Source organism: Streptomyces sp. NPDC086147, from assembly GCF_040702165.1.
Classification (GTDB): domain Bacteria; phylum Actinomycetota; class Actinomycetes; order Streptomycetales; family Streptomycetaceae; genus Streptomyces.
On record NZ_JBFBJO010000011.1, the window covers coordinates 85748 to 97266 of the forward strand.

Below are 11519 nucleotides of genomic sequence, written 5' to 3' on the forward strand. Positions count from 1 at the left end.
CGACGATGACCGACGCGCAGGAGAACGAGCACGGAGGGCCGTCCGTTCCGCAGACCCGCACCGCACGCCACCGCAGGATCGTCGACATCCTCAACCGGCAGCCGGTGCGCTCGCAGAGCCAGCTCGCCAAGCTCCTGGCGGACGACGGGCTGAGCGTCACGCAGGCGACGCTCTCCCGCGACCTCGACGAGCTGGGCGCGGTGAAGATCCGCAACACCGGCGGAGAGCTGATCTACGCGGTCCCCAGCGAGGGCGGCTTCCGCACCCCGCAGGCCCCGCTCGGCGAGTCCGCCAAGGAGGAGCGCATGCGGCGCCTCTCCGGCGAACTGCTGATCTCCGCCGAGGCCTCCGCCAACCTGGTGGTCCTGCGGACCCCGCCGGGCGCCGCCCAGTTCCTCGCGTCGGCCATCGACCAGGCCGAACTGCACGCCATCCTCGGCACGATCGCGGGCGACGACACCCTCCTCCTGATCAGCCGCGACCCGGTGGGCGGCCAGGCCCTGGCCGACCACCTGCTGAAGCTGGCCCAGAAGTAGCCCCCGGCCCCAGTAGCCCGTGATCGCCGTCGGACCGCCCCGCGCTCCGACGGCGATGTACGGCTGACGCGCGGGGACCGGCCCGGCCGGGACCACCGGCCCGGAGCCGCAACCGGCCGCCGCCCCGGGCCCGTTCACGCGCGGGCGCGGACCCGGCCCGCATCCACCGCCCGCCGTGAGGTCCCGTACGGTCACCCGGCCGTGCCGGTGGACGCCGGCAGCGGCGGCAGCGGCAGCGGAAGCGCGGGCAGCCCGTCCAGGCTGCTCGCGATGTGCTCCTTGCCCTCGCAGTACGTGGCGAACTCCTCGTCCGTCTTCCGGTTGAAGTACTCGGCGTGCAGCGTCCGGTCCTCCCGGTACTCCATCAGCGGGACGGCGAACCCGCAGGAGTCGCTGATCCGCCGCGCCCGCACCACGACGATCGCCCGGGCGCTGCCCTGCCCCTCCACGGCCCCGGCCGGGAACCGCGCGAACAGCTCGCTCCAGCGCGGGTCGTCACGGAGCACCACCTCGCCGGTCCCGTGCACCCGGACCACCGTCGGCGGCCCCGAGAACGCGGTCCACATCAGGGTGATCCGCCCGTTGCCGGGCTCCCGCAGGTGCGCCAGCGTCTCGGCGGTGCTGCCGCCGAAGTCCACGTAGGCGAGGGTCAGTTCGTCGAGCACCACGAGGGTGCCGTGCCGCCCCTTGGGGGAGAGGTTGACGTGCCCGTCACCGGCCAGGGGAGCGGTCGCGGTGAAGAAGACCGGCTGCCGCTCGATGAAGGTGCGCAGGCGTCCGTCGATACGTTCGTATGTCTTTCCCATGTCCCGCATTCTGATCGGCGCCCCCTCCCGGAGCGATGCCTTGGCGACTCCCTTGCGAAAGAAGGCGCTCATGCCCCCGTCCGGCGTCATGCCCCCGCCCGGCGCGCCCGGGCGCGCAGCCTCGGGTCCGGGTCGTCGGCGAGCACCCGGGCCGCCTCCCGGAACGCGGCGCCACCGGTCTCGGCGAGCAGCCGCAGCGCGCCCTTCCTCACGTGCGGGGCGGGACCGGCGGTCGCGCGCCGGAGGAGCGCGTCGGCCGGAAGCCGGTCGGCCCACGGCAGCAGCGCCGTCACGGTCTCCCGCACGACCCGCGCCGAACCGTCGTCCAGCAGGGGTACGAGGGGCTCGACCCGTACGGCGTCGAGCCGGCGCAGTCCCGCCACGGCGCTCGCCCGTACGCGGGGCCGCCCGTGTCCCGTGAGCGTCCACAGGGCCGGGACGTCCACGGCCCGGTCGCCGCACTCGGCGAGCCCGAGCGGCGCGTCGTCGGGCACCCCGTCCCCGGTGGCGCAGGCCGCCCGGTAGAGCGGCAGCGGCTCCGTGCCCGTCTGCCGCAGCACCCAGCGGGCGCAGGCGCGCACCAACGCCGAGCGGTCGTACAGGAAGGGCTCGGCCTCGGCGGCCCGCCCGGTCCGGCGCAGCCCCGTGACCCCGGCGGCCCGCACCCGGCCCTGCCGGGAGCGCAGGAGCGGATCGAGGAGGGCCCCGTCGGCAGCGTCCCGGACCGTCGCGAGCACGGCGTTCGCGCAGAGGTCCTGGACGACCGGGTCGGGGTCGGCGGCGGCGGTCTCCGCGAGCCGGGCGGGGGAGAGGAGCCCGCGCTCGACGCCGATCCGGTGGGCCAGGCGCCGGACCCGGCGGTCGCCGTGCCCGAGCAGCGCGACGACCCGGCCTTCGGGCCCCTCCCGCAGGGTCCCGGTCAACAGCGTCCGCGCGGCGTCCCCGCGCAGGCGCCCGCCGATCAGCCGGGCGACCGCCAGGAGGTCGCCGAACGCCTCGGCCGGTAGTCCCGGCAGCTCCGCGCGCAGCACGGACCGCGCCCGCTCCCGTACGGGCCCGGCCCAGTCGGCGCACCGGACGACGACCAGGGGGAGGAGCTCGGGGAAGCCGCGCACGGCGAAGAGGGCGGCTCCCCGCGCCCGCCCGTCCGGACCGCACAGGGCGACGGCCGTCTCGACGGCGGTGGGCCGCCGGTCCGGGTCACCGGGGAACCAGGTGTGGACGGGCGGGACGGAGCGGCCCCACCGCAGCTCGGCCCGGACGTTCTCGTCGAAGTCGGTCCACGCGCCCGGGTCGGACCCCGTGAGGGCGCGGGCGAGCTGGTCGGCGAGGTCGTCGAAAGCGCTGGTCGGCATGGGCGGAGCCTAGATCCGCGGGACCGAGGGGCGCCGCCGAATATCGGGCCGGGGGCGCATCCGCCGCCGCGCGTTGACAAAACATACGGAGGATTGCATAGTTATGCCATCGTCTTCTCCTGTCCTGCCACGAGGCCCGGGGCCGGGAAGGCGGCGGTACACCCACCCTCCCGAGGAGCAGCAGCTGTGAGCAGCAACAACGGTGACGTACGGCTCTGGGGCGGACGGTTCGCCGACGGTCCCGCCGAGGCCCTGGCGAAGCTGTCCGCGTCGGTCCACTTCGACTGGCGCCTCGCCCCGTACGACATCGCCGGTTCCCGCGCCCACGCGCGCGTGCTGCACACCGCGGGCCTGCTCACCCAGGACGAGCTGACCCGGATGCTGGCCGGGCTCGACCGCCTCGAGGCGGACGTCGCCGACGGCTCCTTCGTCGGCACGATCGCCGACGAGGACGTCCACACCGCCCTGGAGCGGGGCCTCCTGGAGCGCCTCGGCCCGGACCTCGGCGGCAAGCTGCGCGCCGGCAGGTCCCGGAACGACCAGGTCGCCACCCTCTTCCGGATGTACCTGCGCGACCACGCCCGGCTCATCGGCGGTCTGCTCGCCGAACTCCAGGACGCCCTCGTCGGCCTCGCCGAGGCGCACGCGGACGTCGCCATGCCCGGCCGCACGCACCTCCAGCACGCCCAGCCGGTCCTCTTCGCCCACCACGTCCTGGCCCACGTCCAGTCCCTCTCCCGGGACGCCGAGCGGCTGCGCCAGTGGGACACCCGGACGGCGGTCTCCCCGTACGGCTCCGGCGCCCTCGCCGGCTCCTCCCTCGGCCTCGACCCGGAGGCGGTCGCGAAGGACCTCGGCTTCGAGCGGGGCAGCGCGGGCAACTCGATCGACGGCACGGCCTCCCGCGACTTCGTCGCCGAGTTCGCCTTCATCACCGCGATGATCGGGGTGAACCTCTCCCGGATCGCGGAGGAGGTCATCATCTGGAACACGAAGGAGTTCTCCTTCGTGACCCTCCACGACGCCTTCTCCACCGGCTCGTCGATCATGCCGCAGAAGAAGAACCCCGACATCGCCGAGCTCGCCCGGGGCAAGTCCGGCCGCCTCATCGGCAACCTCTCCGGCCTGATGGCCACCCTCAAGGCGCTTCCGCTCGCCTACAACCGGGACCTCCAGGAGGACAAGGAGCCGGTCTTCGACTCCTGCGACCAGCTGGAGCTCCTGCTGCCCGCCTTCACCGGCATGATGGCCACCCTCACCGTCCACCGGGAGCGGATGGAGGCCCTCGCCCCGGCCGGCTTCTCGCTGGCCACGGACATCGCGGAGTGGCTGGTCAGGCAGGGCGTGCCGTTCCGGGTGGCGCACGAGGTGGCCGGCGAGTGCGTGAAGGTCGCCGAGTCCGAGGACAAGGAGCTGGACGAGCTGACGGACGAGCAGTTCGCCAAGATCTCCGAGCACCTCACCCCCGAGGTCCGCACGGTCCTCGACGTCCCCGGCGCCCTCGCCTCCCGCAACGGCCGCGGCGGCACCGCCCCCTCCGCCGTCGCCGTCCAGCTCGTCGAGGTCAAGGCGGACCTGGTGATCCAGCACGCCTGGGCCACCGCGAAGCAGTAGCACGCCAGGGGATCACAGCGCCGCCGCCCACTCCGCGAGCGCGTCGAAGTCCGGCCGGATCAGCCCGATCCGCTCGTCGACGCGCAGGAGCAGGGCGGCGGCGAGGTGGTTCCGCTCCACGTACTCGTGGTCGTAGGCCGTGATGTCGTCGTCGACCCACGCGAACGGCCGCCCCGCCGCGTACTCCAGGATGTACTGCGTCTTCCAGAAGGTCCCGCGAGGGGCCTTTCCGTGCATCTGCGGCCAGTCGACGAACGGCAGCTCGGGCAGCCCCAGCGGAGGCCCTATCCACTCGTTGGCCTCGCCCTTCCAGGTCGTCGCCCACACCAGCTCGTACGCCTCCGCGAGCGCGAGCAGCTCGCCCCCGTGGTCCGGATTGAGCCATACCCGCAGGGGCTTCGCCCCCGTCCAGCCCGTGGGGCTCATCCGATGGGTCCCGTATCCCTCGGGGCGCCGCTCGGGCCGGGCCGCGTACGGGTTCAGCGGCCCGTCCACGTCGATGAGCAGCAGTGGTTTCGTCATGTCCGCAGCATTCCGTTCCCGCCTCCAGTGAGGCGTCGATTTATTGAATGAGACACTGATGTCTCATTCGGTGTATGCTCGTCTCATGTCAGTCGACCGCACCCAGGTGCTCCGCGCCGCCGCCGCCCTGCTCACCCGCAAGGCGACCGCCACCATGGACGAGGTCGCCCGGGCCGCCGGGATCGGCCGGGCGACGCTGCACCGGCACTTCGCCGGGCGCGACGCCCTGGTGCGGGCGCTCGAAGGGCTCGGGCTCCAGGAGCTGGAGGCGGCCCTCGACGCCGCCCGGATCGACGAGGGACCCGAGGACGAGGCCGTACGCCGGCTCGTCGCCGCGGTCGAACCCGTCGGTCCCCTGCTCTCGTTCCTCGTCACCGAGAACCAGCTCTTCGAGGGCGACCAGCAGAACGAGGGCTGGGCCCGCATCGACGCCCGGGTCTCCGCGCTCTTCCGGCGCGGACAGGAGAACGGCGTCTTCCGGATCGACCTGACCCCCGCCTGGCTCACCGAGGCCTTCTACGGGCTCGTCGGTTCCGGCGCCTGGGCCGTGCAGGACGGCCGGGTCGCCGCCAAGGACTTCCAGTACATGATCGTCGAGCTGCTGCTCGGCGGAGCGCGCAGGAGCGTGGAGAAGTGACCACCAGCACCTTCAGGACCACGAACCCCACCGAGGGCGTGCGCCGCCCCGGCCGCTGGCTCGCCCTCTCCGTCCTCGTCCTGGCCGTCCTGCTCGTGGCGGTCGACGCCACGGTGCTCGGCCTCGCCACCCCCTTCCTCTCCGAGGACCTCGAACCCACCGGCACCCAGCTGCTCTGGATCGGCGACGTCTACTCCTTCGTCATCGCCGGACTCCTGGTCTCCATGGGCAGCCTCGGCGACCGCATCGGCCGCAAGAAGCTGCTGCTGATCGGCGCCACCGCCTTCGGCGCCGTCTCCGTGCTCAACGCCTACGCGACCAGCCCCGAGACGATGATCATCGCCCGCGCGCTCCTCGGCGTCGCCGGCGCGACCCTGATGCCGTCCACCCTGGCCCTCATCCGCAACCTCTTCCACGACCCGCGCGAGCGCAGCCTCGCCATCGGCATCTGGGGCGCCATGGCCTCGGCCGGCGCGGCCGTCGGACCGGTCGTCGGCGGCTTCCTCCTGGAGCACTTCTGGTGGGGCTCGGTCTTCCTCATCAACCTGCCCGTCATGGCCGTCCTCGTCCTCGTCGGCATCAAGCTGATCCCCGAGTCGAAGAACCCGAACCCGGGCCCCTGGGACCTGCCCAGCGTCGCCCTCTCCCTGGTCGGCATGATCGGCGTCGTCTACGCGATCAAGGAACTGGCCTCGCACGGCCCCTCCCTCGACGCGGGCCTCGCCGCCCTCGCCGGCGCCGGCGCGCTCACCTGGTTCGTCCGCAGGCAGCTCACCCTGCCCGCGCCCCTCCTCGACATGCGCCTCTTCCGCCACCGCGGCTTCTCCGGCGCCGTCCTCGCGGACCTGCTGACCATCCTCGGCCTCTCCGGCCTGGTGTTCTTCCTGTCCCAGTTCTTCCAGCTGGTCCAGGGCCGCCAGCCCCTGGAGGCCGGGCTCGCCGAACTGCCCGCCGCGATCGGCGCGGTCACCGCCGGCCTGATCGCGGGCGTCGCGGCCCGCCGCTTCTCCGTGCGGTCCGTGGTGACCGCCGGCCTCGCGGCGGTCGGACTCTCCCTCGCCGTCCTGACCACCCTCGACCAGCACACCGGCTACCCGCTGCTCGGCGCCGCCCTGCTCGTCGTCGGCGTCGGCGCGGGCTTCGCCTTCACCGTCACCGCCGACGTCATCCTCTCCAGCGTCCCCAAGGAGCAGGCCGGCTCCGCGTCCGCCGTCTCCGAGACCGCGTACGAACTGGGCGCCGCGCTCGGCATCGCCGTCCTCGGCTCCATCGTGACCGGGGTCTACCGGGGCTTCACCGTCCCGGCCGGCGTCCCCGCGGACGTCGCGTCGGCCGCCCACGAGTCCCTCGGCGGCGCCGTCGAGGCCTCCGCGTCCCTCGCCCCGCAGACGGCGACGGCCCTGGTGTCGGCCGGCCAGGAGGCCTTCGTCGACGGCCTGCGGATCGCGGCCGGCGTCGGCGCGGCGGTCCTCCTCGCGACGGCGGTCGCGGCCTGGTTCCTGCTCAAGGGCCAGAAGCTGGCCGACGGCATCGAGCACTGACGCGCGGCTCCGCAGCCTGGCGCGTCCCCGGACCCGCCCCGCACACGGAAGCGCCCCCGTACGGAAAGGACCGTACGGGGGCGCCCCCATGAGCTCAAGAAGAAGACCTACGCGGCCTTCGCCTTGGTGGCGTACATGTCCACGTACTCCTGCCCGGAGAGCCGCATCACCTCGGCCATCACCGAGTCCGTCACCGCCCGCAGGACGTAGCGGTCGCGGTCCATCCCCTCGTACCGCGAGAACTCCATCGCCTCGCCGAAGCGGACCGTCACCCGGCCCGGGCGCGGGAAGCCCGCCCCGCCCGGCTGGATCTTGTCGGTGCCGATCATCGCGAACGGCACCACCGGCGCGCCCGTCATCAGGGTCAGCCGCGCGATGCCCGTACGGCCCCGGTACAGCCGGCCGTCGGGGGAGCGGGTGCCCTCCGGGTAGATCGAGAAGACCTTGCCCTCCTCCAGGATCCGGCGGCCCGTCATCAGCGCCGCCACACCGCCCCGGCCGCCGTCCCGGTCCACCGGGATCATGCCGACGCTGGTGAAGAACCAGGCCATCGCCCGGCCCTTGAGGCCCTTCCCCGTCACGTACTCGTCCTTGCCGATGAAGTAGACCGGACGGTCCAGGCAGATCGGCATGATCATCGAGTCGATGAAGGTCAGGTGGTTCCCCGCGAGGATCACGGGACCCGTCCCCGGAATGTTCTCGGCGCCCTCCACGCGGGGGCGGAACATCAGGCGCATGACCGGCCCGAGCACTGCCTTGATGATCGCGAGACGGGACAACGGTTCCTCCGGTGGGAAGCGGGTCGGGCGAAGGCGGCCGCACCGACGGTGCACCCGGCGACGATACTCGCGGGTCACCACCGCGCGCACATCGGGTTCACCGAGTGGATACGCAGTGTTGACGTGTGTTTCCGCCATGTTCTGCGCAGGTCTGCCGCCCGTAGGGGCTTCGTGCCTAGCGTCGGGGTCACCGCCGCCAGGTGCGGGACATCACACCACGGTCCACTCAGGAGGATCCCTCATGACCCAGGGCGAACGCCGGACCCCGGCACGGAGAACGGTTCTCGGCGCGGCGGGCGCCACCGTCCTCGGCGCCTCCGCGGCCCTCACCGCCGGCACCGCGCAGGCCGCCGACGCGGCCCCGCGGACCACGTCGGCCGCCGGGGCGGGCGGCGCGCACGGCCGGGGCCGCGGCTACCGCTCCCTGCCCGTCCCCACCGTCATCGGCCACCGCGGCGCGAGCGGCTACCGCCCCGAACACACCCTCGGTTCCTACCGGCTGGCTCTCGACCTCGGCGCCCACGTGATCGAGCAGGACCTCGTCCCCACCCGGGACGGACACCTGGTCTGCCGCCACGAGAACGACATCACCGGCACCACCGACGTCGCCGACCACCCCGAGTTCGCGTCCCGGAGGACCACCAAGACCGTCGACGGCACCGCGCTCACCGGCTGGTTCACCGAGGACTTCACGCTCGCCGAGCTCAAGACCCTGCGCGCCAAGGAGCGCATCCCGGCCAACCGCCAGGAGAACACCCTCTACGACGGCCGCTGGACGGTCCCCACCTTCGAGGAGGTGCTGCGCTGGGCCGACGAGGAGGGCCGCCGCCGGGGCCGCGAGGTCTGGCTGTACGTCGAGACCAAGCACCCCAGCTACTTCCGCTCCCTCGGCCTCGGCCTGGAGGAGCGGCTCGCGAAGCTGCTGCGCCGGTACGGACGCCACCGCGCGCACTCCCCGGTCATCCTCCAGTCCTTCGAGCCGAGCAGCATCCAGCGCCTGGCGAAGCTGGTCGACGCCCCCGGCGTGGTCCTCCTCTCCGGCGCGGGCAGCCGCCCCTGGGACTTCACCGAGGCCGGGGACCCGCGCACGGTCGCGGACCTGATCACCCCCCAGGGCCTGCGGTGGATCGCCTCGTACGCCGAGGGCATCGGCCCCACGCTCGACCTGGTCGTCCCCCGGGACGCGGGCGGGCGACTCGGCACCCCGACCACCCTGGTCCGCGACGCGCACGCGGCCGGGCTCGTCGTCCACCCGTACACACACCGCAACGAGAACGCCTTCCTGCCCGCGGAGTTCCGCCGTGGCACCGACCCGAACGCCTACGGCGACTCCTTCGGCGCCCTGAGGAAGTACCTGGAGACGGGCATCGACGGCATCTTCTCCGACAACCCGGACACCGCCCTGCTCGCCGCCGCGGACCTCACCGCCCACCGCTGACACCCCCGCGGGCCCGGACCCCCCCCGGGCCCGCGCACACCCCTGCCCGGCCTCCCGGGCCCGGTACGACCCCCTCCCGGGTGGTTTACGCCCCGTACCGCAACCACGGGCGCATGCCCCGACATCGTGCGGGGCATGACCACCCCCGACACCCTCGCCCCACCGGCACCCGTATCCGCGCCCGCGCCCGCACCCGCACCCGTAGCCGTATCCGCACCTCCCGCCCCCTTCACCGACGCGTCGGCCCGCCTCCTCGGTGAGCTCGCCCCGCTCCTCGCCGCCGAGTCGGACGCCGAGGCCCCGGCCGCCGGCGTCGACCCCGGCGACCTGGAACAGGCCGTCTGGCTCCGCCTCCTGGAACGCCTCCGGGAGACCGGCGCCCCCGAGCGGCCCGCCGAATGGCTGCGCCGGGCCGTACGGGCCGAGGCCCGCCGCGCCCGCAGGACCGGCGACCGGGAGCGCCCCTACCGGGACGAGCCCGTCCACGAGCCGGGCGGCGCCGAGCCCCACGGCTCCCCGGAGCACTCCCTGATGGCCGCCGAGGGCCGCCGCGCCCTGCGCGCCGCCGTCACCCGCACCCCCGGCCGCTGCCCCGGCGTCCTCACCGCGATGCTCGACCCGGATGACCTCACCTACCGCGAAATCGCAGGAGAGTTGGGTATCTCACAGGGGAGTCTGGGGCCGATGCGTTCCCGTTGCCTGGGATGCCTGCGCAGAATGCTGGCTGCGGAGGTTCCCGTCCCCGGCCGTCGGGGAAGGGTGTGTTGAACCGATGATCGACAGATGAGCGGGAGGCGTGCACACATGGGCCTGAGTGTGACCATCTCAGCGGCGGACGCGCGGGACGCGGAGCACATCCTGAAGCTGCAGTACCTCTGCTACCAGAGCGAGGCGGAGATCTACGGGGACTGGTCCATCGAACCGCTCACCCAGTCGCTCGACGCCCTGCGCGCCGAACTGGAGGAGGGGCACGGGCTCGTGGCCCGCCTCGGCGACGAGGTCGTCGCCTCCGTACGGGCCCGCGTCGACGAGGACGGCACCGTACGGATCGCCAAGCTCATCGTCCATCCCCGGATGCGGCGGCACGGCCTCGGCGGCCGGCTCCTCGACGCCATAGAGCGCCACTTCGCCGCCGCGCCCGAGGCCGCTCCGCCCGTCAAGCGCTTCCAGCTCTTCACCGGCCACCGCAGCGAGGTCAACCTGCGCCTCTACCGCAGCAAGGGGTACGCGCAGGTCTCCACCCGGGAACTCGGCCCCCGGCTCACCCTGGTGACCCTGGAGAAGGCCGCGTAGGGCCCGCCCGGCGCCGATCGAGACCCCAGGCGGCTAGGCGGCGGCCTTGGCCCTCCGCAGCCACCAGATCCCGGTCAGCGGCAGCAGCACCGGGATGAAGACGTAGCCGTAGCCGAAGTCCGACCAGACCGTCGCGTCCGGGAAGGCGGACGGCTCGACCAGCGTCCAGGCCCCCACGACCAGCACGCCCGTGAGCTCGGCGGCGCAGCACACCAGCGCCGCCCTGCGGGCCTTCTCCCCGCCCCGCACCAGCGTGTACGTGATGAAGACGTAGACGACGGCCGCCACCGCCGACAGGGAGTACGCGAGCGGCGCCCGGTCGAACTCGGTGGCGATCTGGTAGATCGAGCGGGAGACCGCGCCGACCGACATCACGCCGTACAGCCAGACGAGGAGCATGCCCGGCCCCTTGACCAGACGGGTCGTTCCCTCGGTCGCGGTCATGGTCAGCCCACCGTCCAGATGTCGTAGAGACGCACTTCGAGCACCGCCAGGACGACCGCGCCGGCCGCCACCGTCGCCGAACCCCACCGGCTGCGCTCCGCGAGCGACATGAATCCGGCGATCGGCACCGCGCACAGCGCGCCGAGCAGATAGGCGACGAAGATCGTCGCGCCCTCCTCGGCCTTCTCGCCGCGCGTCAGCTGCACGATGCCGACGATCAGCTGGGCCAGGACCAGGAAGGTCACCACGGCCATGCCGATGAAGTGCCAGTCCTTGGTCGGCTGGTCGCGGAAGGCGGCGAAGCCGCACCAGGCGGCGAGGGCGAGCGCGGCCGCGGAGACCGCGACCGTCAGGGCGTCGAGCATGCGCCCGAGGGTATTACGGTCCGAATGACCCGATGCGCTCGGCCCTCCCCATCACCTCCCGCTGGCCCCGCCCCCCATCGCCCCGGCGTGGCCTTGGCCACAGAAGGCCACCCGGCCGCTCCTGCCCGCCCCCACCCACCGCCCCATCCCTCCAGGCCGCACAAGGGAAGAGAAGCGGAACCGGCGCCT

The 11519-nt window shown here is 73.4% G+C and carries 13 protein-coding genes; 7 read left to right on the forward strand and 6 right to left on the reverse strand.

From position 1 onward, the window contains the following. Nucleotides 1–5: 5 nt before the first annotated feature. Entirely contained in the window at nt 6–536 is a 531-nt protein-coding gene (locus AB0398_RS23365) for an arginine repressor (RefSeq protein ID WP_030214728.1), read from the forward strand. 191 nt (nt 537–727) lie between these two features. On the opposite strand, the gene AB0398_RS23370 is transcribed toward AB0398_RS23365, so the two are convergent. Together AB0398_RS23370 and AB0398_RS23375 are read right to left on the reverse strand one after the other, a co-directional pair. Beyond that, a complete protein-coding gene (locus AB0398_RS23370; protein WP_366377555.1) occupies nt 728–1342 on the reverse strand; it encodes a pyridoxamine 5'-phosphate oxidase family protein in 615 nt (204 codons plus the stop codon). A gap of 86 nt (nt 1343–1428) precedes the next feature. Next, complete coding sequence (locus AB0398_RS23375; RefSeq protein WP_366377556.1) at nt 1429–2697, reverse strand: hypothetical protein; 1269 nt, start codon at nt 2695–2697, stop codon at nt 1429–1431. A 186-nt stretch (nt 2698–2883) separates the two neighbouring features. Here AB0398_RS23375 and argH point away from each other — a divergent pair, with 186 nt between their 5' ends. Beyond that, on the forward strand, nt 2884–4311 hold the full coding sequence (gene argH, locus AB0398_RS23380) for an argininosuccinate lyase (RefSeq protein WP_366377558.1): 1428 nt from the start codon (nt 2884–2886) through the stop codon (nt 4309–4311). A gap of 12 nt (nt 4312–4323) precedes the next feature. Here argH and AB0398_RS23385 read toward each other — a convergent pair whose 3' ends face one another. Beyond that, nucleotides 4324–4833, reverse strand: a complete 510-nt coding sequence (locus AB0398_RS23385; protein WP_366377559.1) for an HAD domain-containing protein — start codon at nt 4831–4833, stop codon at nt 4324–4326. A gap of 85 nt (nt 4834–4918) precedes the next feature. Here AB0398_RS23385 and AB0398_RS23390 point away from each other — a divergent pair, with 85 nt between their 5' ends. Both AB0398_RS23390 and AB0398_RS23395 read left to right on the forward strand, forming a co-directional pair. Continuing rightward, nucleotides 4919–5470, forward strand: coding sequence for a TetR/AcrR family transcriptional regulator (locus AB0398_RS23390; RefSeq protein ID WP_366377561.1), 552 nt, complete (start codon nt 4919–4921; stop codon nt 5468–5470). Further along, on the forward strand, nt 5467–7011 hold the full coding sequence (locus AB0398_RS23395; protein ID WP_366377562.1) for an MFS transporter: 1545 nt from the start codon (nt 5467–5469) through the stop codon (nt 7009–7011). Before AB0398_RS23390 ends, AB0398_RS23395 begins: the two co-directional genes overlap by 4 nt. Before the next feature lie 107 nt (nt 7012–7118). On the opposite strand, the gene AB0398_RS23400 is transcribed toward AB0398_RS23395, so the two are convergent. Next, nucleotides 7119–7790: a lysophospholipid acyltransferase family protein gene (locus tag AB0398_RS23400; protein WP_053649160.1), complete on the reverse strand. Its 672-nt coding sequence runs from the start codon at nt 7788–7790 to the stop codon at nt 7119–7121. 241 nt (nt 7791–8031) lie between these two features. Between AB0398_RS23400 and AB0398_RS23405 the strand changes: the two genes are divergently transcribed. From AB0398_RS23405 to AB0398_RS23415, 3 genes are all read left to right on the forward strand, one after another. Next, nucleotides 8032–9228 (forward strand): glycerophosphodiester phosphodiesterase, encoded by a 1197-nt coding sequence (locus AB0398_RS23405; protein WP_366377563.1) that lies wholly within the window; start codon nt 8032–8034, stop codon nt 9226–9228. A 135-nt stretch (nt 9229–9363) separates the two neighbouring features. Beyond that, the gene (locus AB0398_RS23410) at nt 9364–9996 is read left to right on the forward strand and encodes a sigma-70 family RNA polymerase sigma factor (RefSeq protein WP_366377564.1); all 633 of its coding nucleotides are present in this window, start codon (nt 9364–9366) and stop codon (nt 9994–9996) included. Between the two features lie 36 nt (nt 9997–10032). After that, nucleotides 10033–10521: a GNAT family N-acetyltransferase gene (locus AB0398_RS23415; protein WP_366377565.1), complete on the forward strand. Its 489-nt coding sequence runs from the start codon at nt 10033–10035 to the stop codon at nt 10519–10521. A gap of 33 nt (nt 10522–10554) precedes the next feature. On the opposite strand, the gene AB0398_RS23420 is transcribed toward AB0398_RS23415, so the two are convergent. Both AB0398_RS23420 and AB0398_RS23425 read right to left on the reverse strand, forming a co-directional pair. Further along, nucleotides 10555–10965 (reverse strand): hypothetical protein, encoded by a 411-nt coding sequence (locus AB0398_RS23420; protein WP_366377566.1) that lies wholly within the window; start codon nt 10963–10965, stop codon nt 10555–10557. Between the two features lie 2 nt (nt 10966–10967). Then, nucleotides 10968–11330, reverse strand: a complete 363-nt coding sequence (locus AB0398_RS23425) for a hypothetical protein (RefSeq protein ID WP_366377567.1) — start codon at nt 11328–11330, stop codon at nt 10968–10970. Between the last annotated feature and the right edge of the window lie 189 nt (nt 11331–11519).